The organism is Pseudarthrobacter naphthalenicus (assembly GCF_029076445.1).
Classification (GTDB): Bacteria; Actinomycetota; Actinomycetes; order Actinomycetales; family Micrococcaceae; genus Arthrobacter; species Arthrobacter naphthalenicus.
On the sequence record NZ_JARESG010000012.1, the window covers coordinates 125,640 to 152,294 of the forward strand.

Sequence of the window (26,655 nt, forward strand, 5' to 3'; positions counted from 1 at the left end):
ATGGCACCGCTGGACCTCGCAGCCCTCCGCTCCGCCGTCGCCGATCCCGCCCACGTCAAAACCCGAGCCATCGACCTGCACGCAAACGCCCACGACGCCTCCCACTTCCTGCTGATCCCGCAGGCCGTGGTCACCGCCGGAAGCGCAGCCGACGTGGGCGGGCTGCTCCGCGCGAGCGCCGCCCAGGGCGTCCCGCTCACGTTCCGCTCCGGCGGAACCAGCCTCAGCGGACAGGCCGTCACCGACGGCGTGCTGGTGGACGTGCGGCGCAATTTCCGGGACGTTGAAGTGCTCGACGGCGGTGCGCGCGTCCGGGTGCAGCCCGGCGTCACGGTGCGGGCGCTGAATGCCCGGCTGGCACCCTACGGCCGGAAGTTTGGGCCCGATCCGGCCAGCGAGGCCGCGTGCACCATCGGTGGTGTGGTGGCGAACAACTCGTCCGGCATGAACTGCGGCACCGTGGACAACGCCTACCGTACGCTCGAGTCCCTCACCGTAGTGCTCCCGTCCGGGACAGTCATCGACACCGGCGCCCCGGACGCGGACACCAAGCTGCGCGCGCTGGAGCCTGAGCTTTACCAGGGTTTGGCCCAACTGGCGGAGCGGGTGCGCGGAAACAGCGAGTCCGTGCGCAGGATCCGGCAGCAGTTCGCCATGAAGAACACCATGGGCTACGGCCTCAACACGCTGCTGGACTTCAGCAGCCCGGTGGACATCATGGCCCACCTGATCGTCGGCAGCGAGGGAACCCTGGGCTTCGTGGCCGAGGCCGTCTTCCGCACCATCCCGCGGCTGCAGCACGCCGCCACCGGGCTGCTCGTCTTCCCGAACCTGCGGGCGGCCAACGCCGCCCTGCCCGCGCTGGTGGAAACCGGCGCAGCCACGGTGGAGCTCATGGACGCGCTGTCCCTCAAGGTGGGCCAGACGCTGAAGGGGACTCCCGCCGTCGTGCGTGACCTGGTGGTGCGGGACCACGCTGCCCTGCTGGTTGAATACTCGGCCGAAGGGCAGGACCGTCTCGCGGAACTGCAGCAGGGCGGTGAAAGCATCCTCAAGGAGCTGAGCCTCTCCGCCGAAGCCCACTTCACGGGTGACGCCAAAGCACGTGCGGGGCTCTGGCACCTGCGCAAGGGCCTGTACGCCTCGGTGGCGGGAGCCCGGCCGCCGGGGACCACCGCTCTGCTGGAGGACATCGTGGTCCCGGTTCCCGTGCTCGGCCGCACCTGCCAGGAACTCATCGGGCTGTTCGACAAGTACAGCTACAGCAACAGCGTGATCTTCGGCCACGCCAAAGACGGGAACGTCCACTTCATGCTCACGGACGGGTTCAGCACCGCGGAGGAGCTGGACAGGTACAGCTCGTTCACCGAGGACATGGTGGACCTGGTGCTGGGGGAGGGCGGCTCACTCAAAGCCGAGCACGGCACCGGACGGGTGATGGCGCCCTATGTGCGGCGGCAGTACGGGAATGAGCTGTATGGCGTGATGCTCAGGATCAAGGAGCTATTCGATCCGCGCGGGATCCTCAACCCCGGCGTCATCCTGGACGACGATCCCGAGGCGCACCTCCGGCACATCAAAACGGCGCCACCCGTGGCCGAAGAGGTGGACCGTTGTGTCTCCTGCGGCTACTGCGAGCCGGTGTGCCCCAGCAAGGACCTCACCCTTACGCCGCGGCAGCGCATCGTCACCCTGCGTGCCATCGAGGCCGCGCGTCTGGCCGGGGACACGGCACTCGTGGAACAGCTGGAGAAGGACTACGACTACGAGTCCGTGCAGACCTGCGCGGTGGATGGCATGTGCCAGACGGCCTGTCCTGTGGACATCAACACGGGGCTCCTGGTCAAGCGGATCAGGCGATCCGACGCCGGGTCCGTGGCCAACGGCGCCTGGAACGCGGCTGCCAAGCACTGGGAAGGGGTGACCCGCGGCGCTTCGCTCGCGCTCACCGTGGTCAACAAGCTGCCGGCCGCCGCGCTGGTCCCGCCAAACAAGGCAGCCAGGGCGGTCCTGGGCACCGACACCGTCCCGCTGTACTCGGCCGACCTGCCGGGCGGCGGTTCCGCGCGGAAACGTCCGACGCCGGACCGGGCACCGGACGCCGTCTACTTCCCCGCGTGCGTGGGGACCATGTTCGGGCCCGCCGGTGCGGATCAGTCCGGCACGCCCGGTCCGGGAGTCCAGTACAGCTTCGAGCAGCTGTGCGAACGGGCCGGGATCACCCTGCTGGTGCCGCAGGGCATCGATGGCCTGTGCTGCGGCACGCCCTGGTCCTCGAAGGGCATGGTGGCCGGCCAGGCGACCATGCAGGAGAAGACCCTGGCCGCGCTGCGGGAAGCCACCCGGGACGGCGAACTGGCCATCATCTGCGACGCGTCGTCCTGCACGGAAGGCCTTCGCCAGGCCGTGGAATCGGATGTTCCCCTGGTGGGGCAGCGTCCGCTGCGGATTGTGGATGCGGTGGACTTCGCGGCCGAACGCATCCTGCCCATGCTCCCCGACCACAAGAAGCTGGATTCGCTGGCACTGCACCCCACCTGCTCGTCCACGCGTCTGGGGATCAACAGTTCCCTGGATGCTGTGGCCGGTGCTGTGGCCGAGAAGGTGGATGTCCCTGTGAACTGGGGCTGCTGTGCCTTCGCGGGGGACCGCGGCATGCTCCACCCCGAGCTCACCGAGTCCGCCACCCGGAAGCAGGGGGAGGAGGTCGCGGAGCTGGGCGCGTCAGCCCATGCGTCCTGCAACCGCACCTGTGAGCTGGGGATGACCAGGGCAACCGGGGCTGAGTACCGGCACGTGCTGGAGCTGCTGGAGCAAGTGACGCGGCCCGGGGAAGGCGTCGTAACGACCCCTGAATTTCGCAGCTCGACGGGTGCATAGGATGGCTTTCCTGGGCAGGAGAAACCGCCCCGACCTTGAGGTCCGCGAACAGCGCCCTGAGTTTCCCGCAGCGCGAGTGTGGGGCCCAGGCGGTGTGCTCAGACCCGAAGGTGCAGCCGGTCCCCGGCCGGGGTGGATGAAGCCTGCGCGGCGTGCCCGCCGGCGCCTCCACCCGCGCTGGAGACCGGCTTCACCCGCCGGAGCGCGGCGAGGATGGCCCGCCCCACCACGGCGATGCCGATGATGGTGGTGACGGCGCGCAGGGTGTCCCAGCCCGCCGTCGACGTCACCAGCGAATACAGCAGGAAGCTGCTCAGGTTAGTGCCCAGCGGCGCGCCGGGCACATAGGAGATGCCGGTTCCGGCGCCCACGGCGAACGGCCAGAACCAGAGGTTGGTCAGCAGGCCGAACAGGTAGGACGCCACAATGCCGTAGCCGCACAGCATCCAGAGTTCCGCCTTGCCGCGGATCCGGCGGGGGAGCAAACCGGCGCCGGCGCCCACCCACGCGCAGGCGAAGATCTGGAACGGGGTCCACGGCCCGATCCCGCCCCACAAGGCACTTGAAAGGGCGATGGTGGCGGCGCCGAGCAGCATGCCGAACCGGGCACCGAACGCCCGGCCGGCCAGGATCAGCAGGACAAACACAGCCTCCACGCCCCCGACGCCGGTGCTTGCCACCCGCACCGCCGATCCCACCGCTGCCAGGACGCCGAGGAGCGCCACGGTGTGCGCCGAGCGGACCGAGCCGTCCAGGGACACAATGATGGCGACGACGGCGAGCGGCGCGATGGCCAGCGCCGCGTAGGGGAGGGCGGCGGCTGCGTCCTGGGGAAGTGCCGCGGCGAGCAGCGGCCAGCAGAAGGCAGCAAGGGCCAGGAGGTTCGCTGCTGCGAGGACGGCGAGTTCGACGCCGCGCGGCATGCGGAGGCGGCGCTTTCGTTCCGCTGCGGGGGATCCTGGTTCGATGGTCTTCGGTTCCGGCCCGGTTGCTGCGTGCCGGGGGAGCGCGAGGAGCGGTTCGGGTTCTTCGGCCGGTGCCGCTTCGGAGGAGGGCGCGACGCCGTCACGCATCGGCAGGATCTGGGCGCCGAGGCTGTGGGCGAAGTCGTGGTCGTGGGTGGCGACCAGGACCGCCGCGCCGGAGTCCGCCGCGGCTGTCAAAGCCGCCGCGACGGCCGTCCGCGCCGCAGGGTCGAGTCCGCGGGTGGGCTCATCGATCAGGAGGACCTGGGGATCGTCCATGGTCTGCAGCGCGATGGCAAGGATCCGGCGCTCGCCGGCAGAGAGGTCCCGGGGGTGCTCATGTCCGATGGGGACCGTGGCGCTGCCCCACAGCCGGGCCAGGCGCGACGCCGCAAAGCCGGGCGCGGGCTGTCCGCTGTTCTTTCGGCGCGCAAGGCGACGTTCGGCCGCGCGTAGCTCGCCCGCCACCGTATCCCTGGTGAAGAGGTCGTCCGAGGCGTCCGGCACCAGGGCGACCCGGCCGCCGTCGAGCGTTGCCACCACGCCTCCGCTTTCGCCACCAGCCCGTAGACCGCCGCTGCCCTCACGCAGGGCCAGCGCCACCAGGAGGGATGACTTTCCGGCACCGTTCGGGCCCACCAGCGCCACCACCTCACCGCGGTGCAGGGTCAGGGATGCGTCACGCACCAGCATCGCGCCCTTGCGGTGCACCCCGAGGTTGGTCGCCGTCAGCACGGGCGTAGGATCTGCCAGCGCCGGCGTCGAATGCGCAACAGCCAGGGATGACGGGGCGGAGGGCGCGGCACCCGGTATCAGGGCGCCGTCGTCGATGGTCCACCACGAATCGGCCACGGGAACGAGCGCTTCGGCGCGGTGCTCCGCCACAATGACGCAGACGCCGGCGTCGCGGGCCAGAGCGTGGAGCACGGCGATGACGCGGGTACGTGCTGCGATATCAAGGTCGGCGAGGGGTTCATCCACCAGGAGCAGGGCCGGATGATCCACCACCGCGGCGGCGATGGCCACGAGCGTCGCCTCACCGGCCGAGAGGGTGCTGGTATTTCGGTCCAGCAGCGGCGAGACCCCGACGCGGTCCGCGACCTCGAGCACCCGTGCCTTCGCAGCAGCGGATGGCATGCCGCGCAGTTCAAGGGCAAGGCAGATTTCGTCCCGGACCCGGGTGCTGGCGAACGCGGCGCGGGGATTCTGCAGGACGACGCCGACATGGCGGGCGGTATCGCGCGGCGGCGTGGTGGCACGGGCCGCTCCGGCGACGCGGATGGTGCCGGATATTTCGCCGCCGTCAACGTGGGAGAGCAGGCCGGCGATGCCCCGCAGGACGGTGGACTTGCCGGAACCCGTCGGCCCGGTGACGACCGTGATGGACCCGATTGAGGGCTCGAATCCTGAAACGCGCACCGTCGCGTCGCCGATGCGGAACTGTGCGTCGCGCACCAGAAGCGGGCCGCCGTCATCGTTCCCGGGTTGGTGGGATGCCCGGCTCCCGAAGCCGCGCAGCTCCAGGGCCGCGGCAACCCGGCTCGCGTGTTCCAGGGTGCGTTCGAGCACGGGCACCAGGGCGCGCGGGCCGAAGCGTTCGCCCCGCAACCGGAACGCCAGGCGGACGGAGGTTACGGCGTCGGACAGCGCCGGAAGCGCCGCCCACGCCACCACCACGGTCCGGGCCACGCCCTGCATGGGACCGCGGCGGGCCAAAACCACAAAGCCGCGGGCCACATCCACCCAGGCGTTGAGCAGGCCGAAGGCGAGGAACATCCCGGCAATCGGCAGGGCGGACAGGACCGCCTGCCACAGGCCTTGCCCCGTGACCGGACCAAGAAATACCACATGGGCGTACGGGGCAGGCAGCCGCAGCGCCGGCAGGTCGAGCAGTACCGGCCCGCCAATGCCCGTCCCGTTGAAAAGGATGCGGTAAATGACCCGCGCCGCGACGAAGACGACGGCGAGAGCCGCCGCTGCACGTAACGGCGCGGGTCGGAAGGTCATGCTGCGGGGGCGGCCGGTTCGCCGTCGACCGTAAAGAGCAGTTCCAGGCTCTGGCCCGGGCTGACCTGCAGGGTGGTGAGGCCTTCCTGCGCGTAGGCCCAGTCACCGGAGACAGGTCTGACCCAGAGACCCCAGTAGGCGAAGGCTGCGGGCATCTTGCTGCAGTCCTCGCGGTAGGTGCCGTCCTTGTGCTTGATGTCGAAGTCCGCGGCAGGCACACCGTTCACACGGCAGACGACTTCCGTGGGGTATTGGGTGGTACCCTCGGTCTTCACCTTGGCTTGGTCGAGCACCTTCGACGCGGGAGTCGGCGCGTCCACGGGAACGCATACGGACCGGTCAGCAGCGGACTGCTTGATGGAGCCCGAATCGACGATGACCTTCACACCGGCGCAGGGCTCGGAGGCGCTGGCTGAAGCAGTTGCCGGAGAAGGCGCAGCCGTGGACGCCGGGGCAGAGGCACCTGGCTGGGTGGCCGGCGCGGAACAGCCGGCGAGGGCAAACAGGAGGCCGGCGGCGGCGAGGGAGCTCGCGGCGGTGCGGATCGTAGGCAAAGTCACCTGTCAAGGGTAGGGCGTGGGTGATCCGGATGCGGAGGAGGTCACGTTGTGTGACGTGAACGTTCCAGGCGATGACGACGCTGACATCCCTGGGGGATTTCCGAAGGTCTGGACACGGGCAGCCGCCGGACTTATCGTGCAGAGGTGGCGGCTGCCTGACTGGCAGGATGGCACACTCTGCCAGCCCGTTGTTGCGGCCGCCCGTCATGACAGGAGGAAGCAGATGGAACACGTTGAAGAGACCGTTGAGGTCGCAGTTCCGGTCCGGACCGCGTACAACCAGTGGACTCAGTTCGAATCATTTCCGCAGTTCATGTCCGGTGTGGAATCCGTAACCCAGCTGACTGACACCACCAATCACTGGGTGACCAAGGTGGGCGGCGTCCAGCGGGAATTCGACACCGAGATCGTTGACCAGGAGCCTGATGACCGGATCGCGTGGCGCAGCACTGACGGCAAATCCCATGCAGGCATCATCAGGTTCACCCCGTTGGATGCCAATCACACGAAGGTCAGAGTCCATTTCGAATGGGCGCCCGAAACCGCCACGGAAAAGGCGGGCGCGGCACTGAAGATTGACGAGATGCAGGTCAAGGCTGACATGCGGAAGTTCAAGGACTTCATCGAATCGCGCGGCGGCGAAACGGGCGGCTGGCGCGGTGAGGTCAAGGACAAAGGCCCCACCGGGCAGTTCTAAAACTGCAACGGACGGGGAACTGACCGAAGCCAAACGGCCGACGGCGGCACTCAAGGTGAGTGCCGCCGTCGGACTTTCCGCTGGGCGGCTAAGGCGAGGGTCAGGACGCCGACCGGGTGTCGAACCCGGCCGCTGCTTCCCGCAGGAGGCGCGCGACGGTGTCCACGGGCGTGCTGGCTGTCCGCCGCCGGTCGAACCGCCGCAGGACGATGCGCCGCGTGCCCAGTCCCGGGACGTCCAGGACATCCACCCCGTCGTGGCGGACGCCGCTCAACGCCAGAGTGGGCACGATCGCAACGCCCTCGCCCGCCGCAACGAGCGCCAGCGCGGTCAGCGTGTCATGGTACTGGTGCACCGTTTCCAGCCGGGCGCCCGTTGACTGACGGAGCCGGCCGAGCACGGATGCGTTGGCGGCCGAGGAGTCGACGCCGAGCCACGGAAGCGGCAGGTGGCCCAGATCAATGTTCTCCGTGGTGAGCAGGGCACCGGATGGCACCACCAGTTTCCACGGCTCGTCCAGCAGGGGCTCCTCGATCATTCCGGCGGACAGGGAGCCTTGGCCCGGCGTCGTCGAATCGAGCTCCACCACCACGGCGTCGAGCGCCCGCTGCCGGAGCAGCCGCAGCAGGGCCGGGAAATCGCCTTCAACCATCCGGATCTGCACTTGCGGGTACCGGAGGCGCCACTCGGGCAGGCGGGGGATCACCACGGTGCGGAGGAAACTGGTGAATCCGCCCACCCGCACCACGCCGGCCACTTGGGCGCCGCCCTGTATCCGGGCGCGGGCCACACTCAGTGCGCGCTCGATCTCCTCGCCGGCTTCAGCAACGGCCAGGCCGGCTGGTGTCAGGACTGAACCTTTGGGCGTGCGCAGCACCAGCGCATGCCCGGTTTCGTCCTCCAGTTTGTTGAGCTGCTGGGACACCGCCGAGGGCGTGATCCCCAGTTCGTCAGCCGCGGCGAGCACGCCGCCGGTGCGGGCAACGGCAAGGAGAACGCGCAGCCGGCGCGGGTCAATATCCATGTTAAGTATTTCTAAACCACATCTTCAGAAGAATGCAATTGATCTACAGTCCCGGCGTCCCCATAATTGCTGTTGAAAGCCAAATCCAGGGTGCCTGACTCACTCCGCAGCAGCCCCAGACACAAGACTCTTAGCCCGCCGTTCTGCGCGCCCCGCCGGGCGACGGCAACCGGGCATCACCCCCCGAAAGGACACCATGGAACTGCTCTGGGAAATCGCCGGGTGGACCGGCGCGGCCCTGATTCTGAGTGCGTACCTGTCGGTGTCCATGGGGTGGCAGGCCGCCGGCAAGGGCTTCCAGGCGGCGAACCTCATCGGTGCCTGCGCCTTTATTATCAATGGTGCGGTTCACGAGGCGTGGCCGTCCGTGGTCACGAACATCGCCTGGTTCCTCATCTCCGCAGTGGCACTTCTTCGCATGCGGTCCACACAGGCTTCGCCTGCGGCCGCTGCCGAAGCTCCCCAGGTCCAGTTTCCGGGAGTCCCTGACACCACCGGCCAACTGGCCATCGTGGACGCGTCCCGGGCACCCGCCTTTAGTTAGGCTGACGATTAGTTAAGCCGACGACGGCGGGACGTCCCGCCGTCGCGCGCTATCCGAACCGCACGGCATTCCACTCCAGGATTCTTGGCTCGGCGAGTCCCTCGATGACGAACGGGTCGTCGGCGATGAAACGCTCGGCGTCCTCGTGCGAAGTGAAGATCACGCCCGCGGTGCCACGCGTTGATGTGTCGGGATTTTCCGACATATACTGTTTCCGTGCTTCCTGATGTCTTCGGTGCCCTCTCCAACCCGGCCCGGCGCGTCATCCTCGATGAGCTCTGCCACGGGCCGAGGACGGCGGGCCAGCTAACCGGGCTGCTGGACCTGAGCCGCTCGGCGGCGTCCGAACATCTGGGCATTCTTCGCGAGGCCGGCCTGGTCCGGGAGGAGCGGCACGGCCGCAACCGGCTGTACCATCTCCAGCCTGCAGGGCTCGCCGAGGTCAGCGGCTGGGTCAAGCACATTGAGCAGTACTGGAACCGGCGCCTGGAGGCGCTGGGAGAACTTTTGGACGAGGAGAAACCTTCATGACCGAGAACGCCATCCGGCTTGAGCGCCGCTTCCCGCACCCGAGTGCCGCCGTCTGGGACGCGCTGACTACACCCGAACTGCTGGCCCGGTGGTGGGCCCCGGGCGACATCGCTCCGGTTGTCGGGCACCGCTTCACCATGGACATGGGATCCTGGGGCCAGCAGCAGTGCGAAGTGCTCACCGTGGACCCCGGCACATCGATCAGCTTCCTGTTCTCCGAGGGCATGCTGGACACCACCATCACCTGGCGGCTCGAATCCGACGGGGACGGCACCGTCCTTCACCACGAACACGCAGGTTTCCGCCTCGACACCCCCATGGGCAAGCAGGCCCTGGAAGGCATGGGCAACGGCTGGCCGGGCCTGCTGACGCGGATCGACGGCGTCCTCGCCGGGGCCTCCTGACACGTAGGTCAGCGGACGCGCAGATCAGCTCGGGGATCTAAATGGCGGACATGCCCCCAGCCACGGTGGACGTGAACGACGCCCTCGTGGGGCGGCTCCTCCGGAGTCAGCGGCCCGACCTTGCGGGCCATCCTTTGGTGCGGGTGGCGAACGGCTGGGACAACGCCACCTTCCGGCTCGGCGACGCCCTGGCCGTCCGGCTGCCGCGCCGCGCGGAAGCCGTCCCGCTGATTTTGCATGAGCAAGCGTACCTTCCCGCCCTGGCCCGCCGGTCCCCGGTGGCGGTTCCCGTCCCCGTCCACGCCGGCCGGCCGACGCCGGAGTTTCCGTGGCCGTGGAGCGTCGTGCGGTGGGTCCCCGGAACTGCTGCGGCCGACGTCGACCCCGCCCGCCGCGGCCCTGCCGCTGAAGCGCTGGCCGGCTTCCTCCGCGCCCTTCACGTGCCAGCCGAATTCGGCGTCCCGGTGAATCCGTTCCGCGGGGTGCCGCTGGCGGACCGCGACGCGGCGGTGGTGGCACGCCTCGGGGACCGCGGACGCTACCCGCAGACGGCAGCCCTGAAGGCAGCTTGGGTGGAGGCCCTAGCCGCCGAAGCCTGGGATGGTCCGCCGATGATGCTTCACGGTGACTTGCATCCCGGCAACATTCTGCTGGCCGACGACGGCGGGCTGGCCGGTGTGATCGATTTCGGCGACGTCGGGGCCGGGGACCCCGCCGTCGATCTTGCGCTGGGGTGGCTGATGTTCGACGCCGGGGGCCGCCGGCGCTTCAGGGGCGCCTTTGGCGGCGTGGTGGATGACGACACGTGGGCGAGGGCCCGCGGGTGGGCCCTCAACCTGTCCACCGCCAGGCTGAGCAACTCCGATGACAACCCGTGGATGTTCGCCGTCGGCGAGTTCGGGGTCCGGCAGGTCCTGGACGGCTGACTGTTGGGCTGCCGGTTATGGCTCCACAAGCGTCAGGACTGTGTCCGGACGGACGCCGTCGGATTTCATCGCCTCGGCTGCCGTTTCGGACTCCATGAATCGCTGGAATGTTTCCATGTCGGGGACCTCGGCGATCAGGCCTACCCGCTGGCTCTTTGCAGGGTCCACGAACGTTCGGACCGTGATGCCCAGAGGCCCGAAGACTTCTTCTCGCTTTGGTGAGTTGAGCCAGTGCTCAACGTCGTCGACCTCGTGGAAAATCAATAGAGTTGGCATCGTTGCCTTCCCTTTCAGGGGTTTGCGCCAGGAGCCGGGCTGGATTGGGGGGCCGTATGGGACATCCTGATCAGGCTGAAAGTACCACGGCGTTGCAGGCAGCGGTAGCAGGACCGGGTGACTGTTCCGCCGTCGCGATTTTCCCGCTCATGGTGTCGCGACTATTGAAGTCTTGGGAACGATTCGCAAGCATGAGTTATGGGATGGGCGGCCTCGCCAAGTCGATGGGGAAGGGGCGCGTCCACCCGGCTGAGGGCGGGCGTGAAACGGCGGATAACGACCTGGATTAGTGCGCTGGCCGTGTTGGGCGCATGGCTCCCCGGAGCAATACCAGTGATCCAGGTGGCTCGCCCTTGGCTGCTCCGTGTCTCCGGTGTCCGTGCTCAACTCCGCTGCAGGTACCTGGCTACGCCGTCGGGGTTTGCCAGCGCGAGGAGGTGACCGCCCGGCAGTACGTCAGGCTCGATGCCGAGGCGTTCACGCGCAATCCGTCGCTGGAAGTCCAGGGGAAAGAACCGGTCTCCCTCGCCGGAGAGTACGCGCGTCGGGATCCTGGGCCACGCGGCGAAGTTGCACACCGATTCGAAGGCTGCGTTTGCTTCAGGCCGCTGATGCGGCTCGCCTTCGGCGGCGATTTCCGGGGGAACGTCGTGCAGGAAGTAGGTTTCTGTGTCGAACTCCGTGCTGTAGCCGTGCGCCTTCGCGGCAGTTTGCTGGGCCGCACTCCATCCCGTGTTGTCCCACCACGCGCCCGGGGTCTCGCCCGGCACGGGGATCATCGCGTTCACCAGCACCAGTTCGCCGACGGAAGCTTTTTCACACACCAACGGCGCCGTGAAGCCGCCCAGCGACTGGGCCACCAGCACCACGCCCTCATGCTCGCCGATGGCGTCCATTACGAGGTCCGCATAGTCGGCGAGCCCGGCGCTTTCGTCGTCTCCGGGCAGATCGACGGCGATGGCGTGGTGGCCGGCCTCCTGCAGCAGCGGAACGACGCGGCTCCAGTACCAGGCGGTGCCGCCTGCTCCCGGGATCAGGACGAACGTGCTCACCGCAGCACCCGCTGCACGACCAGCCGCACGCCCGCGCCGCGGCTCCGGCCTCGGAGGGGTGGGCTTCCGGAACGGTTTCGAGTCGACGCTGAGCTCATGCCACCATTGTCGCCCCGATTGCCTACCAATGAATCTCCCTTGTCAGTTTTCGAAGTCGGCTGCCGTCTGCACAGCCCGCCCATTGAGTACGTGAGCCGTCTTGCATCGCTAGCGTTTCGAGGCACGGAGGTTTCGAGACACCGAAGTGGATTAGCAGAAGTGGGTGGCTGCCCTCGGACGGAACCCTAACCCTCTCCGGGAAGTGGTCGCCTACAGCATGGCCCCGTCATTGAGGCGACGCCTTGCGGAGCGGCGGGGGATGCCCCTGGCCCAGAAGGCGATCATCAGTCCGGCGGCAGCGGCGCCGCCGGCATGGGTGAGCGGTGAGGTCCACGACCCTTCCGGCGTAGGCAGCAGGAGGGCCAACACGACGGCGGCCACTGACAGAAGGACTTCCACACCCGTCTGCAGGCGATGAGCACGGAAGTCGGGGTGGGCAAGGCGTATCGGTACGAACGGAAGCAGGAATACCGCGAGGCTGAAAAAGCCGAGGATGAACCCGGTAAACGTGAAGATCACCAGGCCCAGAACCAGCATCGCCAGGAACTTCAGGACTTGGACGACTAGAAGCTTATTCTCCGGAGCCCATCGGCTGAGCAGGAGCCCCCAGGCAGGGAGTCCAAGGAGCCATGCTCCGCACCAGAAGCCGAGGTCCAGGAGGGCCAGCACTACGAGCAGGACACCGGGCAGCAGGAACGCCAGGGACTGGCGAAGCGACGGCATTCTCCCGATGGGGCCGAAGATGCAGACACCGATCAGGAGGTAGGCGGCAACGTAACCGGGCAGCAGCTGAATCGCCGGCATCTGGGTCAGGCCAGGGACAAGGAGCGTCGCAGTGATGACCATGACGCACACCGCAGCGAACGTCCAGGGATGACGGGTATCGGCAGGATTCACAGGTCAACCCTACTCACGGAACGTATCTTCCCAGCCGAACGGGGACCCCAACCGCAGCCGCTGACGGGCCGGACTCGTTTCGATGCCCCAAGGTGGTGGCGTCGTTGAACGTTGAGTACAAGATGCCTGTCAACTACGGGGATGAGCTCACGCTGGTGCTCGACATTTCCAGGGTGGGCAACGGGTCCTTCACCGTCCGGCATATGGGGAATCGGCAAGGCGCCACCGTCTTCACCGGCACCACGGTGGTGGTCCCGCTGGACCCTGAATCGAACCACCCGCGGAAGCTCACCGCAGAGGAAAGGGCCTACCTCTCGCGGTTCGCCGGGTAGGCGTCAGCTGCTGAGGTTCCAGTGCACCATGATTGCGTCGGCAATGGGACCGGTGGCGACGTCGACCCGGAAGGCGACGGGCGCGGTCCCCGTCTCTTCGATGACCGCGTCACGGTACACCCGTCCACACGCGGGGCACAGGGTGTAGAGGTCCTCATCCGCGGGCCATTCCGCCAGCTCCGGCGGGACCGGGGTGTCCTCGTCACTGTGAACGGGGATGCCTTCTGAGTTGGCCTGGATCAGCCCGTCCTTGCTCACGGTGTTCCCGCACACGCAGGTGATGGTGGTGACATCGTGACCGATCACGTCGGCAGTTTCAGCGTCCATGATGACCTCCCCGGCGCTGGCAGAGATGTGCTGGTATCAGCTTAGGCCTGCTGCTCCACCACGTCCCACCCTTTGTTAAATCTGCCGATTTCCCCTCATCCCAGCAGGTCATCCTCGTAGCACCAGCGCCAGTCCTCACCCGGCTCGATGCTCCGCATGACAGGGTGCCCGGTGGCGACAAAGTGCTTGGAAGCATGGGTGCCGGGCGAGGAATCGCAGCACCCCACTTTGCCGCAGCGCAGGCACATCCTCAGGTGCACCGACGTCGTACCCTCCCGGAGGCAGTCCGCGCAGTACGCATCGAGGGGCACCTCGGGGGAGCGGGCGGATTCAAGGTGACTGCACACCCCGCCCGGCCTGGCGATTCCTTCTCCGCCGCCTTCGCCGCTGGTGTCCACCTCGTCCAGCGAGACGTCCAGCATGGATTCCTCCACGTCCAAACGCTCCAGGACTTCGCTGAGAACCTCCTGCGCGTACTCCCCGCCGCGCCGCAACTCCAGCACCTTGGCGCGTTCCGCTTCCAGCATGGCAAGCCGCAGCCGGGCGTAGCGCTCGCTGGGCGTCGCCGTCTCCGCGGACGGCCGGCCCAACCGCTCCCAGGCGGCCAGCCCGCGCTCCTGGGTGCGCCGTTTCAGCATGGCCACCACCTCGGGCGGATCGTCATCCGTGCGCAGTTCCTGCAGCCGGGCCACGCCGGCTGCAGTGGCCTGCTGCATGAGCGCGGCCTGGTTCAGTGCGTCCTCGCGCTGGTCCGGGCCCGGGATGCGCAGGACCCTGACCAGGGCCGGAAGCGTGAATCCCTGGAGGGTGAGCGTGCCGCCCACCACCACCAGGGCAGCGAGAATCAGCACGGAACGGTGCTCCAGATCGGCGGGCAGGACCAGGACCGCGGCCAGGGTGACCACCCCTCGCATCCCGGCCCAGGAGACAATCGCCGGGAACTGCCACTGCGGGGCCGGATCGTTCCTCCGCACGGCCGGTATCAGCCGGGGCAGGTACGTCGCCGGGAACACCCACACCGGGCGGAGCACCAGCACCGCCAGCAGGATAATGGCGCAACCGGCCCAGATCCGGCCGGCACCGAGGGAATCGTCCTGGACGCCCTCGATGATGGACCGCACCTGCAGCCCGATCAGGAGAAACACGGAATTTTCCAGCAGGAACTGCACCGTGTTCCAGTTGCTGCGCTGGCTGAGCCGGGCAGCGCCGTTGGGCATGGACGGCGCCTTGGTGCCCATCACCAGCCCGGTAACGACGACGGCGAGGACTCCGGACGCGTGGATCGCCTCCGCGGGGAGGTACGCAACGAGCGGCGCTACCAGTGAGGTTGAGGTGTTGATGGCGACGTTCCGGATCCGCTTGCGGAGTTCGGTCAGGACATACGCGGCGGCCAGGCCCACCACCACCCCGCCCCCGGCAGCGAGCACGAAGTCCCCGGCGATCCCGGCGACGGAAACCGAGCCCGAGATGGCGGCGATGGCTGCGCGGAGGCAGATCAGGGCCGTGGCATCGTTCACCAGGGACTCGCCCTCCAGGATGGTGACGATCCGGCGCGGCATCCGCACCTTCCGGGCGATGGCCGTTGCCGCCACGGCGTCCGGCGGCGCCACCACCGCCCCGAGGGCGATCGCGGCGGCCAGTGGGATCTCCGGGAACAGCCACCACACCACCAGGCCCACCGTGATGGTCCCGAAAATGACGTAGCCCACCGAGAGCAGGGCTATGGCGCGGCGGTTGGAGCGGAAATCGAAGAGGGAAGTCCGCAGCGCAGCGGCGTACAGCAGCGGCGGCAACAGGCCCACCAGGACCACTTCCGGGTTCAGTTCAATGTGCGGGACGAAGGGGAGGAAAGAACCGGCAACGCCGGCCAGCACCAGCAGCAGCGGAACCGAAATGTTGAGTTTCCGGCCCAGGGCGCTGCCCGCGCAGACCACCGCGACGAGAACCAGAAGTCCCAGTGCGATTTCCATTGGGCCATTGTCTCAGGCCCGAAAGCCCGGCCGCAGCGTGGAATTCGAACGACGGCGGGTGGTCACGCCGTCGGGCGCTATTCCCGGTTCTGGAAGTACCGGACTTCGAACATTTTGGCACCGTGCTCGGAGACCCAGGGGCCGTGTTCCATGCCCGGGGGCCGCACTGCCCAATCGCCCGCGCTGAAGGTTCGGTTCAGCCGCTGATCGGTCACGGAACCCTCAATGATGAAGATTTCCTCCCAGAAATCATGTGTGAGCACACCGGCAGGGGAAGTGTCGGTCCCGGGTGCGAACTTCAGGATGCGCGTGACGGCGCCGTTCTCATCATCGCGTGCCAGGATTGCTTCCGAGAGCCCATCGACCGGCGGGATGCAGGGGCTGAACTCCACAGAGGAAGTGGCGGTGAATTCGATCTCCGGCTTTGCCATGGCAGGCTCCTGGTTTCATTCTTTCGGCGTACTTCTCCGCAGGATACGCCATGGCGCAGCGACGGCGGCCTCGAGCATCCCGTGACCCGTTCGGTGACCTCCAGCGCACGCCAGGGTGGCATCGGGCCGGACCTCACGGCACCTGAAGCACGCCTACTGCCGCCACCAGATACGGCGCCGGATCCGGATCGGTTCCGGCAGCCCACTGCATCCAGGCCTCAAAGGTCGCCCCGAGGTAGGCGGCGCAGAGATAGCCGGCAACGTCCTCGTCCACCCCGGCCGAAAGAAGGTATGCCCGGGCCCGCTCGCGCTGCGGCGCCAGGGATTCGTAGCTCCGGCCCGCAAGTTCGGGGTGCTCGGCAATCAGCCGCAGGCGCCCGCGGGTCACGGACAGATCCGGGATGGCGGACGCCCCCGCAACCGCCGCCGCCCGCAGACCGGCCAGCACGCCGGCGTCGTGCGTTCCGGCAGTGGGGGAGGCGTCCGGAGTGCGGGCGGAATCCAAAACCCGGCCGGAAGCCTGGACCGCCGGCTCCATGCCGCCCCAGATGAGTTCGGCTTTGCTGGAGAAGTACCGGTACAGGCTCTTTCGGCTGATTCCCGCCTCCCGCGCAATGTCCTCCATGGAGGTCTGCTCGTAGCCGTGCTCAGCAAACAGCCGCAGCCCGACGGCGGCCGCGGCGTCGGGATCGATTGTTGGCGGACGGCCGGGAGGGCGCGGAATCTCACTACTCACAGCGTCAGACGGCGTCTCAACAGAACTCACCCTTACATAATGACACAGCGTGTCATAAGGTGTAGTCCACCACACCAAGCAACGTCTGGAAGGACATCATGGGCAACGAAGCTTCATGGCAGGAAGTCACCACCAGCGGCCGGTTTGCCGGCAAAACGGTCATTGTCACCGGCGCGGGCTCGGGCATCGGCCAGGCAACCGCGCTGCGCATTGCAAAGGAAGGCGGCCGGGTCATCGCCGCGGACATCAGCAAGGAACGCCTCGACGCCCTTGTGGAAGAAAACGCCGGCCTGGATCTCGTTCCGGTAGCCGGCGACATCTCCACCGAGGAGACGGTGGCCGCTGTTGTCACTGCCGCCGGCGGGCGCGTGGATGCCCTGGCGAACGTGGCGGGCATCATGGACAGGTTTGCCCCGGTTCACGACGTGGACGACGAGACCTGGGACCGGGTCTTCCGGATCAATGTCACGGCCCTCATGCGCCTCACCCGCGCCGTGGTGCCGCTGATGCTCGACGCCGGCAGGGGCTCCGTGGTCAACGTCGCCTCCGAGGCGGGCCTGCGCGGATCCGCCGCCGGCGCCGCCTACACCGCGTCCAAGCATGCCGTGATTGGCCTGACGAAGAACTCGGCCGTGATGTACGGGCCGAAGGGCCTGCGGTTCAATGCCGTGGCTCCGGGCGCCACCATCACGAACATTGTGGCCGACTGGGGATCGCAGCTGGCCGCCGAACGCCTCGGCCCGCTGATGCAGGCCAACATCCCCGCACCCGCAACGGCCGCGCAGCTCGCCGCATCCATCACGTTCCTGCTCAGCGACGATGGCACCAACCTCAACGGCGCCGTCCTGGCCTCCGACGGCGGCTGGTCCGCCCTGTAAATCTGCCGTCTGGGAGCCTCTACTGCCGTCGCCTGATCCCCTCTATCATGAGGCACACGAGAGGGGGTGGCCGGCATGCGAATGCTCGTCGGATACGCCAGCGCACACGGATCTACGGCCGAGATCGCCCACCGGATCGCCGTTGCTTTGCAGCGGGCGGGCTGGACGGTCGACGTCAAGGCAGTGCGGGAGATTGCCGATCCCGGTGCCTATGATGCGGTGGTGTTGGGCAGCGCGATCCATAACCAAGCGTGGTTGCCCGAAGCCACGGAGTTTGTCCGCCGCCACCAAGACGTGCTGCGCGAGCGGCCGGTGTGGTTCTTCAGCGTGGGAATGTCCGGCGGCCTGCCCCGGCCCCTTCGTAAACCGGCGCGTGCGGCGCAGGACCGCACGCTGGCTGAAGCGTTGCGGGACGTGGTCCGGCCGCGGGGCCGCCGCGTGTTTTCCGGGGCTGCCTGGCAGGACCAGTTCCCGCGCTCGTCCCGGATGCTGGTCCGGGCGATGGGCATCCGCTTCGGTGACTACCGGGACTGGTCCGAAATCGACGCGTGGGCCGTGGACATCGCGGAGCAGTTGGCGCGGGGCACCAGCGAGGCCACCGGCCGCTCGTGACCCGGAAGCACTGAGGCGGGAGCGAAGGCAGGGGAGCGGCGCCAACGGTAGGCGGACGACGGCGGGGAGTCCCGCCGTCGTCCGCTTGCTCGTTTCGCTGCCGTGACCAGGCGGTCAGGGCTGCGTCACAGCCACTGAGATGCTGTGCGGGGGCAGACTGAAGGTGGCGGCATCATCCGCGTGGATGACCGTTGAGGACGGGGGTTGGCTGGGATTGGGATGACCGCCGTTCGCTTGGCCCGGGGACGGGTGCCAGGCGTACTGCTCGGACGAGTACTGGTTGAGTTTAAGGTGTCCGTCAACCACTTCATGGGCGCCGCTGGTTTTGTGCATCAGACGGACTTTGAAGGTCCGGTTCGGATCCTTATTGAACAAAAGCACGCCGAGGGTTCCGTCAGGCCGCCGCAGCGCGTAGGCCGTGACCAGCTGCTCGCCCTTGGCGTTGTGGATATCGCTGGTGGCGGTGTGGACAGTGTGGTTGCCCTCCCCTTCGAGCACCCAGTGTTCATTCACCAGCCTGGCGGCGTAGAAGGCGGCCAGCGGCCGGATCTTCCAGTTGTCATAGAACTGCAGCATCATCAGGTTGCCCCACGAATTGCACTTCTGGCCCTCTTTTTCCTGGAAGACCCAGTTAGGTTCCAGCCCGTAGTAGTAACTGGTCTCACCGCCGAGGGCCAGGAACATGGCCGCTGTTTCGGCGTTGATCATGGCTCCGGGCAGTTCCAGTTCCACCTGGCCCGCGAAGGAGGAATACCCGTATTCGGTGATTACTTTGGGGATGTCGGGTGGAAGGCCGGCCTGCTCCTCGCGGGCGAGAAGCTCCTTCAGGAGCTTGGGATGTTCCGCCAGCGGTGCGCTCGGATCCGCGCACACGTCGTCGAAGGGGTACCACTCGAAGGAGTAGAAGTCGAAGTCCTCCATTGCGTTGCGCGCCCGCAGATAGGACACAAAGCGGCCGGTCCAGGACCTCACGCCGTTGTCGTTGGGCCAGTGCACCCACGCGGGCAGGGTGGTCTGGTAGCCCGGACCGCCGAACTCCAGGGTGGGGTCGACCTTTTTCATGGCGCTGGCCATTTGCACGTAGAGTGCGCCGTAGTGTTCGGGCTGGGCGAGCTGGCCGTCCGGTTCTTCACCGATCTCCACGCGCTTCACGGGATAGCCGCGCTTCTTGAGGTAGCTCACCAGGGCTGCTGCATCCTCCGGCACGCCGTACAGGGCAGGTGCGGGGACCATCATGGGCTGGCCGTTGGTGATGCCGCTGCCGAAGAGCCGCTCGAAGCTTGCATGTTCGTAGTGCTTGTCGATGTCGGCCACACTGTGCCAGGGGTCGGTGGAGGAGGTCCACATTTCCGTCTGCCCCTGCGATGCCTCATGGATAATGTGATCAACAAACCCGTCGGCGGTGCTCTGGCCAATGGCCAGCTCGTTGAGGGCGAACCCCAGTTTGTCGCGTACATCGGTGGAGCCCGCCGGAGCCGTGTCCGAGTCCCGGGTGAGGACAATACGCACATACTGCACAGGCAGGGGTTCCGGGGCGATCCGCACGGTCTGGGAACCGCCGGCGCCCTCATGGGCGCTCTGCGGAAAGTCCACCCATTTTCCGTCGTCCACCGGGAAATGCGCGTCCTTGCCGGACCAGTACTGCACCTTGAACGCGGCGGCGTAGGGGGTGCCCCAGTCGAACTGGACGGTGTCTATGGGAACTGCCTGACGGAAGACCGCCATAATCCATTGCGGATTCCGGTCGTCAGCTTCCCCGGTGAAGTGCGAGTCCAGATACGGGTTGCTTTTCCAAAAGGTGGCGGGGTTCCCGTCGGTAAGCCGGGAGTAGCCATCGTTTTTGGCCTGATCAATGGTGTTTCCGCGGCGGGGAAGCCGGTAGCCCTGCGACGCCCGGTAATCGTCGAGTGGTTCATCTGATGACACCCAGTACCCCTGCTGGGCAGCTGCGTCACTCCATGTTCCGCGGGGATTCCAGTGCCAGGCCTTGACGCCGAGTTCCGTGCGGAGGCGGTAGCTGATCGGTCCGAAACCGGCCGTTTTCATCGCTTGAACGTTTTTGGGGGTCCAGACCCTGTCGATCTCGCCTTCCTCCAGGCCGTCCACGCCGGCGCCGAGGGCCAACGTTCCCGGGAACTGGTTGACCGCCGTGTCCAGGTCGATGCTGATGGTCGCGTCCACGGGCGGCAGGGGTTCGGGTTCGGCTACACCGGGTACCACGATGCCCAAAACCACTCCCGTGGTGATGACCCCCGCCAGGGCTACGAGGGCGATTTTCCCCCGGCGTTTCTTGGGTTGCGGCTCAGGCGCCGGGGCTGGGGGCGGATGTTCCGGAATCTGGTGATTCATTGGTTCTCCTCGCGATAGGCGGGAGGCGAGAACCAGCAGTCCCCGAAGCCCCCCTCGTCTCCTTTGACGCCCCAGACGCACTGTGATGCTACGGAAGGACGGTGGGCGGGCGCACGAGTAATCACTACCCAATTGATCTGCAGGGGGCTACTTGCGGGGGCGGCACCACGGAAAGCGGACGACGGCGGGACCTCCCGCCGTCGGCCGTTCAAGATTCCATTGTGGTCACCCACGAACAGGGCCACCATGATCCTATGAATGCTGAACCAGCTCAGACGACCGAACTCAACCTGCCCCAGGCCTTCCTCCTGCTTGCAACGAATGACACCACCGGCAAACCTGAAGTGCCGGTGTATGCCCTCAGAACCACTCTGGCTGGGGCCATCCTGGCCGAGCTGGACCTGATCGGTGCAGTCGAGCTGCAGGGGAAGCACGTCGTGGCGACCGACACCTCCCCGGCAACGTCCCTCCGGCGTGAGCTGGACATTATCCGGGGAAAGTCCCGGCCGCACAGTCCCAAGCGCTGGGTCTCCATGCTGGAGGGCCGTGCCGAGGTGCAGCGCGTCTATGAGGGTCTGGAATCACTGGGCATCGTGGAACAGGTAGGTGAAAAGCACCTCGGCGCGTTCCGGACCGTGCGGTACCCCGAGAAGGACCATGCGCCGGAGGCGGCGCTCCGGAAAAGGATCGAGGCCGCCCTCAGCGGCCCGCACTCCGATCTCGAGTTGCCGGACACCACGGTTCCGATCGACGCTTCCGTTACGGGAGCGCCCCAGCCAGGTACCCCCGTTGCTGCGGCCGGTCCGGGCGCCCCCGATGCCAGGACCATCGTGCTCATCGCGCTGCTTCAGGCGGCCGGACTGCTCGGAAAGCTTTTCCCCGCAGCAGATCTCACCAAGGCAGACGAGCTGGCCAAGGATTATTGGCCGGCCCGCGCCGTGGAGGACGAACTTAGGATGATCAGGCTGGCAGAACAGGAAGCAGCCACGTTGTGACGGCGCCGTCATGACACGGGGTGCGGTGGTGGATTACAGGTAGCCCTTGACGCTCGCGCGCAGGGCTTCGGTGTGCTCGTAGATTTCTTCCAGCGAGCTGATCGGCACGCGCGTTTCTTCCTTGTTGTCATCGAAAAGTCCGATGTACTTCTGGGTGCGGTTGAAATGCAGGCGAGCAATGGGTTTGCGGTTGTTGTCGTCCAGGAGCACCGCGAAGTAGGACTTGGCATCCCGCTGCGAGACGCGGGCCGGCTTGACCTCACTGCAGACGATGGCCCGGACGATCTGGTAGCCCTCGATTTCCTCCAGCGTTGTTTCCAGGCCGTCCGCCTCAGCGAGGTCGGCTTCGGCAACAGGTGCACTGGTGACAAGGGCGGCCACTGCTGCATCGTCATTTTGCGGAAAGCCGGGGGCACCCAGGGCCTTCTTCAGCCGTTCGTTCACCTGGTCGTTCAGGAACTGCTTTGACGCTTTGCCTACAAGGGCGGTGAACTGTTCCCTCACTTTCTGGGTATAGGGGCCCTGATAGACCCGTCCAGTCAGGAACTTGATCCATTCATCCTCCGGCTCCTTGAACTGCGCCGCCAGGCTCCTTTTGAGTTCCCCGATGTATTTCAGTTCACCGGCGGCACTGATGATGGAATCAAGGTCGAAGACGTCTTTGGATAGCTTCTGTAATTCCGGAATGAGTGACTCATCAATATCACTCAGATCAAGCACCAGGAACGGTTTGTCATCCATACGATTCGGTGCATTGAGGTCAGTGAAAAACTGGTATACCTCACCATTGGTGAGGATTGCGATCCTGGCGTTGGTGACGGCAAAGTACCGAAACAGCTGGGAAGCATGCTCGATCTTGACGGGCTCGGTGGATTTCTTGCACTCGATCAGGATCTGCACTTCGCCATCCTTGACGATTGCGTAGTCGATCTTCTCGCCCTTCTTCAGCCCCACGTCCGCGATGAACTCCGGAACGACTTCCAGCGGATTGAAGACGTCGTATCCGAGGATTGTGGAAATGAAGGGCATAACAAAGGCATTCTTTGTCGCTTCTTCGGTTTGGATCACATCCCGCTGTTGGCGCACCTTTGCTGCCAATGCCGAAAGTTTCTCTGAAAACTCCATTTATCCCCCTTGAAAAATGTTGGTGCTGCCAACGGTAGCGCAGGGCAATGACATCTTGACGTGCAGAGAGCATCGAATTCCTTGGTGATGCATGTTTTCCAACGCGCCGGCCGTCAGGATGACCGCGCGAAGGGGTCAAAAGACTCGGCTCCATGGGATCAGGAGCGAGCGGCCAGGCTCCACCGGGCCACATCACGGCGTTGTGAGCCAGCGGACCCACGCCGGGCTGGGGGCGGCCAGCAGCCGGTTCCCGCCGTCGGCCGTCCGCCTCGGCGCTGGGATTAGGGAGGCTTCCGGGGGCAACCTGACGGATAGAAAATTTGCACGTTCAAGGGGTCGGAAAAATAAAAGCGCATAGCCGCCCGAGACATCGAGCGAAAATTAGCCAAACCCCTGGTCGGGCTTCAGAAAATTCGCTTGGGACGACTTACGGGGCCTCCTGGCAGGTCCGCCCGGACGGTGCAGGAAAGACCTGACGGTCCGCGGCGGGCTTTTTCCCGAAACTGGCATAAAAAATATAAGTGTGTATGGTATCGGGTAGACACACAGGATAGAAAGGTGGAATTCCATTGTCAGGAAAATCGCCCAAGAGCGGCAGCGTCAAAAAAGCGGGAAAGTCAATTCTCGAAAAGCGCGCCGAAAAAAGAGCTAAAAGTGAAACCAGCGAAATTCAGTTCATAAAGCCGCGCAAAAACCAGCGCTGATCGACCGCGGGCAGCCGAATGTGAGACTCCTAGACCCACTCGGCTGCCCGCCACTCACTTCTCGCCGCCACTTGAGGCCGCAACTGAGATCCACGTTTCAGTCACAAGGACATGACCATGAAGACCACTTTTAACGCCCTGATCGTCCCTGCCCACCTGACGCAACCGGTGCGCATCGAAATTGTGGACACGGAAATGGAAGCACTGCAGAAGCTGGTCGAAGGAAACATTGAATCCCTCACCAGCAAGGACTGGCACGTTTACTTGAACGACGAGGGAAGCCGCCTGCCCCAGAACGTACGGGCCGAAGTCCTGGCCCGTGAAGCGGGCATCTCCCTGGACGACACCCTCAACGGGACCGCCGTGTTCCTCGGCCACGGGGGCCGCAGGAGCGAATCAGACGCCCCGGGTCACCTGATCCGGCTCGCCGAGCAGCTTTTCGACGCGCCGCTCGCGGCGTAGCTTCAGACTCCGCGGCGCCGGAAGCGTCAGAACGAACAGGCCGGCTGCGATCATCGCGGCGCCAAGCCAGCCCGGCGCCGGCAGGCGTTCGCCCACAATCACCACAGCGAGAACGGCCGCCACTACTGTCTCCGAAAGGGACAGGGTGGTGGCCGTGCTCGCGTGAACCCGGGCCAGGCCCCAGCCGAACAGAACATAGCCGGCGAACATGGGCACCAACGCCATGTAGGCACCCACCGCCAGGTTCTGCCAGGACGCAAGGAAGGGCATCCCGGTGATCGCCAGGACCGGCATCAGCAAGAGGCCCCCGGTCCCGAAGACGGCGCCCATCACCGCCCTTGATGGCACGCCTGTGTTAATGACGCGGTGCGCCGCCCATGAGTAGAGGGCATACGTCAGTCCAGCCAGCAGCCCCAGTGCAATCCCTGCCGGAGCCGACCAGGCCGGCACGGACTCCATTGCGGACCGGGGCATGCCCGCGCCGGCGATACAGAGGAGCCCCGCACCAACGACGCCGAGGATCGCACCCCCCACCCAGCGGCGCGTGAACGGCCTCCTGTCCGCCACCCGTTCAATCACAGCAGACGCCAGAGGCGCCGACCCGATGGACACCACCGTCCCCACGGCTACCCCGGCCAGGTGCATGGACGAGTAGAAGGCCAGGGGATAGGCGGCCACGGCCACCGCTCCCAGAGCCACGGTGCGCCACTGGCTCCTCAGGCTGAAGCCGAAAGCCTTCAGCAGACGCCCGGCGACCGCGGCCTGCAGCAGGCCGCCGAAACCCATGGCCGCCGCGCCGATCGCCAAGGGGCTCACATCCGGCGCGAAAGTGGCCGCGGTCCCGGTGGTTCCCCAGAGGACCGATGCGCCCAGAACGAACAGCGCGCCCCAGGCGGACCCGTGGAAACGAGCGGTCGTCACAGGCTGTCCAGCAGGCCGGCCGCGATGTCGCGGGCCTCCCGGACGCAGCGGTCATCACCTTCCAGGCCCGCGCGGACCATGGACCCTTCGAGGAGGAAGGCCAGATGCCGGGCAAGGTGGGCGGCCTGCCCGGCCGGGCCGGGAAGTTCCGCCAGGTGCTGGGCCAGCAACGCCTCCACCTCCTCCTTGTGCCGCCGCACCACAGCGCGTCCCGGGTCGCCGATGGGCAGCTCGGCGGCCGCGTTCAGCAGGCCGCAGCCGCGGAAGCCGTGCTCATACGCGAGGTCGGCGTGGTCGGCGTAGGCATCGAAGACCGCCAGCACGCGGCTCTTTGGGGTGGCCGCTTTTGCCAGCCTCGCCCGGTACAGGCCCAGCCATTCCTCATGCCGCGCGAACAGGTAAGCCGTCACCAGCTCCGCCTTCGATGCGAAGTTATTGTACAGGCTCTTCTTGGCCACGCCCGCCTCGGCTGTGATGGAATCAATGCCCGTCCCTGTGAGGCCGTGGGCGTAAAACCGTTTGGCCGCCGCCTCCAGCAGCGCCTCCCGGGCGGGCCGCCGGGAGGGGCGGGTTGTCGGCATCTCTTGTCTCGCTGTCACGGCCGGTCCTTGATCACTTGGTTAGTAGGTAGACCAGTATACCTACCAAGGTGCGGAAAGCGCACGACGGCGACCTCCCGCCGTCGCGCGTTTCAGGGAATATCGGCGGGCGCCTGCGGGACAAGCGGGGGCCGGGCTCGGGGGACAAGGGAGGCTGCACCTTCCCGGCACCGGAATACAGTGGGACGATTTCTGTATGAGCGAAGATTACGGTGCCAGCATCCATGACCATGGCCCCCACCAGCACGCGCATGTGGCGCCGACCACGCAGCAAATGCGGACCGTGGGTCAACGCCGCCGCGACGCGGAAGAAAAGCTGGAGCACCATCTCCAGGAGGCCCGGCACAAGGAACACCACGACGAAACCTCCGAGCCCGGGGCGGGGCCGGAAGGCAGACCGGTGGACAGCCAGGACGTCGCGGCCATTCAGGACGATGACACACTGACTGCCGCTGACCGGGTGGACCTGATCGCCAACCAGGCCGTGGCTGATGATCAAGGCTCGCCGGGCAATAGTTAGCTCTGCAGACAACAGTTAAATGAGCCAGGGCCGCCCTTCCAACGGAAGGCCGGCTCTGGCTTGTCCTAGCTGAGCCTAGGTGTTTTGGACGGTGTCCTTGGCGTCGGCGGCGCGGTCTTTGACGTCGGCTGCGGCGAGTTGGCTTTCGGCTTTGACGTTCTGGGTGGCGTCGGTGGCGGTGGCCTTGACGTTTTCCATGGCTTCGCGGGCTGGTTCCTTGAGGCCTTGGGCCATGTCTTTGGCGGCCTCGGTCAGCTCGGTGGTCATGGGCTCGGCGGCGGTCTTGAGGGCGTCGGCAGCTTCGCGTTCTTTCTCGCTGGCGGGGATCAGGGAGGAGAGCAGCATCCCGGCGCCGAACGCGATCAGGCCGGCGGCCAGGGGGTTGCCCTGGGTTTTGGCTTTGACCTGGTGCGGGGCGTCGCCGAGGGCTTCGCCGGCGTCGCTGAGCTTGGCCGAGACAGTGTCGGTGGCGTTGTGAACGGACCCTCCGGTGCTGTGCCCGGTCCCTTGGCCCACCGGCTGGCCGGTGTAGGCGTTGGTGTAAGCGGGTGTGGCGTCGGTGGTTCCCATGACTTTCTCCTTCACTCCGAACACGGCGTCACGGACTTTGTCGGTTTGGCGCTGGACGATGTTGGACGGGGTGACTTTGTCCGCGACGGCGTCCACGTTGGTGCCCAGGCGGGCGCGGGTTGCTTCTATGTCTGCACGGATTGCGTCCGGGTTCTCGCTCATCGTTTTACCTCACCGGGTTTCAGGGTTGGGGGGATTTCTGAGAGGGTCTGGCTGGTTTGGGGCAGGCCCTTGACCGCTTTGAGTTCCTTGCGGCCCACGG

29 protein-coding genes and 1 pseudogene are annotated in these 26,655 nt (G+C 66.4%); 13 read left to right on the forward strand and 17 right to left on the reverse strand.

Annotated elements, in window-relative coordinates; genetic code table 11:
- Window positions 1–2,880, forward strand: a complete 2,880-nt coding sequence (locus PY310_RS13355; protein ID WP_275214909.1) for an FAD-binding and (Fe-S)-binding domain-containing protein — start codon at window positions 1–3, stop codon at window positions 2,878–2,880.
- Window positions 2,881–2,978: 98 nt separating this feature from the next.
- Here PY310_RS13355 and PY310_RS13360 read toward each other — a convergent pair whose 3' ends face one another.
- Entirely contained in the window at window positions 2,979–5,852 is a 2,874-nt protein-coding gene (locus PY310_RS13360) for an ATP-binding cassette domain-containing protein (RefSeq protein ID WP_275214910.1), read from the reverse strand.
- Entirely contained in the window at window positions 5,849–6,412 is a 564-nt protein-coding gene (locus PY310_RS13365) for a hypothetical protein (protein ID WP_275214911.1), read from the reverse strand. The genes PY310_RS13360 and PY310_RS13365 overlap by 4 nt, the downstream gene beginning before the upstream one ends.
- 223 nt (window positions 6,413–6,635) lie before the next feature.
- Here PY310_RS13365 and PY310_RS13370 point away from each other — a divergent pair, with 223 nt between their 5' ends.
- The gene (locus PY310_RS13370) at window positions 6,636–7,109 is read left to right on the forward strand and encodes an SRPBCC family protein (protein WP_275214912.1); all 474 of its coding nucleotides are present in this window, start codon (window positions 6,636–6,638) and stop codon (window positions 7,107–7,109) included.
- 100 nt (window positions 7,110–7,209) lie between these two features.
- Here PY310_RS13370 and PY310_RS13375 read toward each other — a convergent pair whose 3' ends face one another.
- Window positions 7,210–8,133 (reverse strand): LysR family transcriptional regulator, encoded by a 924-nt coding sequence (locus PY310_RS13375; RefSeq protein ID WP_275214913.1) that lies wholly within the window; start codon window positions 8,131–8,133, stop codon window positions 7,210–7,212.
- Between the two features lie 196 nt (window positions 8,134–8,329).
- Here PY310_RS13375 and PY310_RS13380 point away from each other — a divergent pair, with 196 nt between their 5' ends.
- Window positions 8,330–8,677 carry a CBU_0592 family membrane protein gene (locus PY310_RS13380; protein WP_275214914.1) on the forward strand — a complete coding sequence of 116 codons (348 nt, stop codon included), beginning with the start codon at window positions 8,330–8,332 and terminating at the stop codon, window positions 8,675–8,677.
- Between the two features lie 49 nt (window positions 8,678–8,726).
- Here PY310_RS13380 and PY310_RS13385 read toward each other — a convergent pair whose 3' ends face one another.
- Complete coding sequence (locus tag PY310_RS13385; protein ID WP_275214916.1) at window positions 8,727–8,882, reverse strand: YciI family protein; 156 nt, start codon at window positions 8,880–8,882, stop codon at window positions 8,727–8,729.
- Between the two features lie 11 nt (window positions 8,883–8,893).
- On the opposite strand from PY310_RS13385, the gene PY310_RS13390 reads away from it, so the two are divergent.
- Genes PY310_RS13390 through PY310_RS13400 form a run of 3 tightly spaced genes read left to right on the forward strand, consistent with a single transcriptional unit; the run spans window position 8,894 to window position 10,538 of the window.
- Entirely contained in the window at window positions 8,894–9,208 is a 315-nt protein-coding gene (locus PY310_RS13390) for an ArsR/SmtB family transcription factor (protein WP_275214917.1), read from the forward strand.
- The gene (locus PY310_RS13395; protein WP_275214918.1) at window positions 9,205–9,612 is read left to right on the forward strand and encodes an SRPBCC family protein; all 408 of its coding nucleotides are present in this window, start codon (window positions 9,205–9,207) and stop codon (window positions 9,610–9,612) included. Before PY310_RS13390 ends, PY310_RS13395 begins: the two co-directional genes overlap by 4 nt.
- A gap of 41 nt (window positions 9,613–9,653) precedes the next feature.
- Entirely contained in the window at window positions 9,654–10,538 is an 885-nt protein-coding gene (locus PY310_RS13400) for an aminoglycoside phosphotransferase family protein (protein WP_275214919.1), read from the forward strand.
- A gap of 15 nt (window positions 10,539–10,553) precedes the next feature.
- Here the strand turns inward: PY310_RS13400 and PY310_RS13405 are convergent, their stop codons facing one another.
- The 3 genes from PY310_RS13405 to PY310_RS13415 all read right to left on the reverse strand — a co-directional run bounded on the left by PY310_RS13405 (window position 10,554) and on the right by PY310_RS13415 (window position 12,862).
- Complete coding sequence (locus PY310_RS13405) at window positions 10,554–10,814, reverse strand: hypothetical protein (RefSeq protein WP_275214920.1); 261 nt, start codon at window positions 10,812–10,814, stop codon at window positions 10,554–10,556.
- Between the two features lie 383 nt (window positions 10,815–11,197).
- Entirely contained in the window at window positions 11,198–11,866 is a 669-nt protein-coding gene (locus PY310_RS13410; RefSeq protein ID WP_275214921.1) for an alpha/beta fold hydrolase, read from the reverse strand.
- Between the two features lie 309 nt (window positions 11,867–12,175).
- A complete protein-coding gene (locus PY310_RS13415; protein WP_275214922.1) occupies window positions 12,176–12,862 on the reverse strand; it encodes a hypothetical protein in 687 nt (228 codons plus the stop codon).
- A 95-nt stretch (window positions 12,863–12,957) separates the two neighbouring features.
- Here PY310_RS13415 and PY310_RS13420 point away from each other — a divergent pair, with 95 nt between their 5' ends.
- Window positions 12,958–13,194, forward strand: a complete 237-nt coding sequence (locus PY310_RS13420; RefSeq protein WP_342755748.1) for an acyl-CoA thioesterase family protein — start codon at window positions 12,958–12,960, stop codon at window positions 13,192–13,194.
- Between the two features lie 3 nt (window positions 13,195–13,197).
- On the opposite strand, the gene PY310_RS13425 is transcribed toward PY310_RS13420, so the two are convergent.
- The 4 genes from PY310_RS13425 to PY310_RS13440 all read right to left on the reverse strand — a co-directional run bounded on the left by PY310_RS13425 (window position 13,198) and on the right by PY310_RS13440 (window position 16,658).
- Complete coding sequence (locus tag PY310_RS13425) at window positions 13,198–13,521, reverse strand: hypothetical protein (RefSeq protein ID WP_275214924.1); 324 nt, start codon at window positions 13,519–13,521, stop codon at window positions 13,198–13,200.
- 95 nt (window positions 13,522–13,616) lie between these two features.
- Window positions 13,617–15,491 carry a Na+/H+ antiporter gene (locus PY310_RS13430; protein WP_275214925.1) on the reverse strand — a complete coding sequence of 625 codons (1,875 nt, stop codon included), beginning with the start codon at window positions 15,489–15,491 and terminating at the stop codon, window positions 13,617–13,619.
- Window positions 15,492–15,568: 77 nt separating this feature from the next.
- Window positions 15,569–15,922: a cupin domain-containing protein gene (locus tag PY310_RS13435; RefSeq protein ID WP_275214926.1), complete on the reverse strand. Its 354-nt coding sequence runs from the start codon at window positions 15,920–15,922 to the stop codon at window positions 15,569–15,571.
- Between the two features lie 133 nt (window positions 15,923–16,055).
- Window positions 16,056–16,658 carry a TetR/AcrR family transcriptional regulator gene (locus tag PY310_RS13440; protein ID WP_275214927.1) on the reverse strand — a complete coding sequence of 201 codons (603 nt, stop codon included), beginning with the start codon at window positions 16,656–16,658 and terminating at the stop codon, window positions 16,056–16,058.
- 98 nt (window positions 16,659–16,756) lie between these two features.
- Between PY310_RS13440 and PY310_RS13445 the strand changes: the two genes are divergently transcribed.
- Entirely contained in the window at window positions 16,757–17,536 is a 780-nt protein-coding gene (locus tag PY310_RS13445; RefSeq protein ID WP_275214928.1) for an SDR family NAD(P)-dependent oxidoreductase, read from the forward strand.
- Between the two features lie 75 nt (window positions 17,537–17,611).
- On the forward strand, window positions 17,612–18,148 hold the full coding sequence (locus PY310_RS13450; protein ID WP_275214929.1) for a flavodoxin domain-containing protein: 537 nt from the start codon (window positions 17,612–17,614) through the stop codon (window positions 18,146–18,148).
- A 114-nt stretch (window positions 18,149–18,262) separates the two neighbouring features.
- Here the strand turns inward: PY310_RS13450 and PY310_RS13455 are convergent, their stop codons facing one another.
- Window positions 18,263–20,497 (reverse strand): discoidin domain-containing protein, encoded by a 2,235-nt coding sequence (locus PY310_RS13455; protein ID WP_275214930.1) that lies wholly within the window; start codon window positions 20,495–20,497, stop codon window positions 18,263–18,265.
- Window positions 20,498–20,751: 254 nt separating this feature from the next.
- On the opposite strand from PY310_RS13455, the gene PY310_RS13460 reads away from it, so the two are divergent.
- Window positions 20,752–21,492 carry a GOLPH3/VPS74 family protein gene (locus PY310_RS13460; RefSeq protein ID WP_275214931.1) on the forward strand — a complete coding sequence of 247 codons (741 nt, stop codon included), beginning with the start codon at window positions 20,752–20,754 and terminating at the stop codon, window positions 21,490–21,492.
- Between the two features lie 33 nt (window positions 21,493–21,525).
- Here PY310_RS13460 and PY310_RS13465 read toward each other — a convergent pair whose 3' ends face one another.
- On the reverse strand, window positions 21,526–22,617 hold the full coding sequence (locus tag PY310_RS13465) for a type I restriction endonuclease (RefSeq protein ID WP_275214933.1): 1,092 nt from the start codon (window positions 22,615–22,617) through the stop codon (window positions 21,526–21,528).
- A 569-nt stretch (window positions 22,618–23,186) separates the two neighbouring features.
- Here PY310_RS13465 and PY310_RS13470 point away from each other — a divergent pair.
- Complete coding sequence (locus PY310_RS13470) at window positions 23,187–23,321, forward strand: hypothetical protein (protein ID WP_275214934.1); 135 nt, start codon at window positions 23,187–23,189, stop codon at window positions 23,319–23,321.
- 117 nt (window positions 23,322–23,438) lie between these two features.
- Window positions 23,439–23,783, forward strand: a complete 345-nt coding sequence (locus tag PY310_RS13475; RefSeq protein ID WP_275214936.1) for a DUF3846 domain-containing protein — start codon at window positions 23,439–23,441, stop codon at window positions 23,781–23,783.
- Here PY310_RS13475 and PY310_RS13480 read toward each other — a convergent pair.
- Together PY310_RS13480 and PY310_RS13485 are read right to left on the reverse strand one after the other, a co-directional pair.
- Window positions 23,718–24,704, reverse strand: coding sequence for a DMT family transporter (locus tag PY310_RS13480; protein WP_275214937.1), 987 nt, complete (start codon window positions 24,702–24,704; stop codon window positions 23,718–23,720). The two genes, PY310_RS13475 and PY310_RS13480, sit on opposite strands and share 66 nt — an antisense overlap.
- Entirely contained in the window at window positions 24,701–25,285 is a 585-nt protein-coding gene (locus PY310_RS13485; RefSeq protein WP_275214950.1) for a TetR/AcrR family transcriptional regulator, read from the reverse strand. The genes PY310_RS13480 and PY310_RS13485 overlap by 4 nt, the downstream gene beginning before the upstream one ends.
- 214 nt (window positions 25,286–25,499) lie before the next feature.
- Here PY310_RS13485 and PY310_RS13490 point away from each other — a divergent pair, with 214 nt between their 5' ends.
- Complete coding sequence (locus tag PY310_RS13490) at window positions 25,500–25,823, forward strand: hypothetical protein (RefSeq protein WP_275214939.1); 324 nt, start codon at window positions 25,500–25,502, stop codon at window positions 25,821–25,823.
- A gap of 75 nt (window positions 25,824–25,898) precedes the next feature.
- On the opposite strand, the gene PY310_RS13495 is transcribed toward PY310_RS13490, so the two are convergent.
- Window positions 25,899–26,555, reverse strand: coding sequence for a DUF3618 domain-containing protein (locus PY310_RS13495; protein WP_275214941.1), 657 nt, complete (start codon window positions 26,553–26,555; stop codon window positions 25,899–25,901).
- Window positions 26,552–26,655: pseudogene (locus PY310_RS13500) on the reverse strand (phage holin family protein); the annotation flags it as partial. The gene PY310_RS13495 and the pseudogene PY310_RS13500, both read right to left, overlap by 4 nt.

Bases quoted from the DNA above. Each gene is read 5' to 3' on its own strand.
- PY310_RS13430 (WP_275214925.1), bottom strand. From the start codon at position 15,491: ATGGAAATCGCACTGGGACTTCTGGTTCTCGTCGCGGTGGTCTGCGCG.
- PY310_RS13380 (WP_275214914.1), top strand. From the start codon at position 8,330: ATGGAACTGCTCTGGGAAATCGCCGGGTGGACCGGCGCGGCCCTGATT.
- PY310_RS13460 (WP_275214931.1), top strand. From the start codon at position 20,752: ATGAATGCTGAACCAGCTCAGACGACCGAACTCAACCTGCCCCAGGCC.
- PY310_RS13425 (WP_275214924.1), bottom strand. From the start codon at position 13,521: ATGGACGCTGAAACTGCCGACGTGATCGGTCACGATGTCACCACCATC.
- PY310_RS13475 (WP_275214936.1), top strand. From the start codon at position 23,439: ATGAAGACCACTTTTAACGCCCTGATCGTCCCTGCCCACCTGACGCAA.
- PY310_RS13465 (WP_275214933.1), bottom strand. From the start codon at position 22,617: ATGGAGTTTTCAGAGAAACTTTCGGCATTGGCAGCAAAGGTGCGCCAA.
- PY310_RS13360 (WP_275214910.1), bottom strand. From the start codon at position 5,852: ATGACCTTCCGACCCGCGCCGTTACGTGCAGCGGCGGCTCTCGCCGTC.
- PY310_RS13385 (WP_275214916.1), bottom strand. From the start codon at position 8,882: ATGTCGGAAAATCCCGACACATCAACGCGTGGCACCGCGGGCGTGATC.
- PY310_RS13490 (WP_275214939.1), top strand. From the start codon at position 25,500: ATGAGCGAAGATTACGGTGCCAGCATCCATGACCATGGCCCCCACCAG.
- PY310_RS13445 (WP_275214928.1), top strand. From the start codon at position 16,757: ATGGGCAACGAAGCTTCATGGCAGGAAGTCACCACCAGCGGCCGGTTT.
- PY310_RS13435 (WP_275214926.1), bottom strand. From the start codon at position 15,922: ATGGCAAAGCCGGAGATCGAATTCACCGCCACTTCCTCTGTGGAGTTC.
- PY310_RS13455 (WP_275214930.1), bottom strand. From the start codon at position 20,497: ATGAATCACCAGATTCCGGAACATCCGCCCCCAGCCCCGGCGCCTGAG.
- PY310_RS13450 (WP_275214929.1), top strand. From the start codon at position 17,612: ATGCGAATGCTCGTCGGATACGCCAGCGCACACGGATCTACGGCCGAG.
- PY310_RS13400 (WP_275214919.1), top strand. From the start codon at position 9,654: ATGGCGGACATGCCCCCAGCCACGGTGGACGTGAACGACGCCCTCGTG.
- PY310_RS13370 (WP_275214912.1), top strand. From the start codon at position 6,636: ATGGAACACGTTGAAGAGACCGTTGAGGTCGCAGTTCCGGTCCGGACC.
- PY310_RS13495 (WP_275214941.1), bottom strand. From the start codon at position 26,555: ATGAGCGAGAACCCGGACGCAATCCGTGCAGACATAGAAGCAACCCGC.
- PY310_RS13355 (WP_275214909.1), top strand. From the start codon at position 1: ATGGCACCGCTGGACCTCGCAGCCCTCCGCTCCGCCGTCGCCGATCCC.
- PY310_RS13375 (WP_275214913.1), bottom strand. From the start codon at position 8,133: ATGGATATTGACCCGCGCCGGCTGCGCGTTCTCCTTGCCGTTGCCCGC.
- PY310_RS13395 (WP_275214918.1), top strand. From the start codon at position 9,205: ATGACCGAGAACGCCATCCGGCTTGAGCGCCGCTTCCCGCACCCGAGT.
- PY310_RS13405 (WP_275214920.1), bottom strand. From the start codon at position 10,814: ATGCCAACTCTATTGATTTTCCACGAGGTCGACGACGTTGAGCACTGG.
- PY310_RS13485 (WP_275214950.1), bottom strand. From the start codon at position 25,285: ATGCCGACAACCCGCCCCTCCCGGCGGCCCGCCCGGGAGGCGCTGCTG.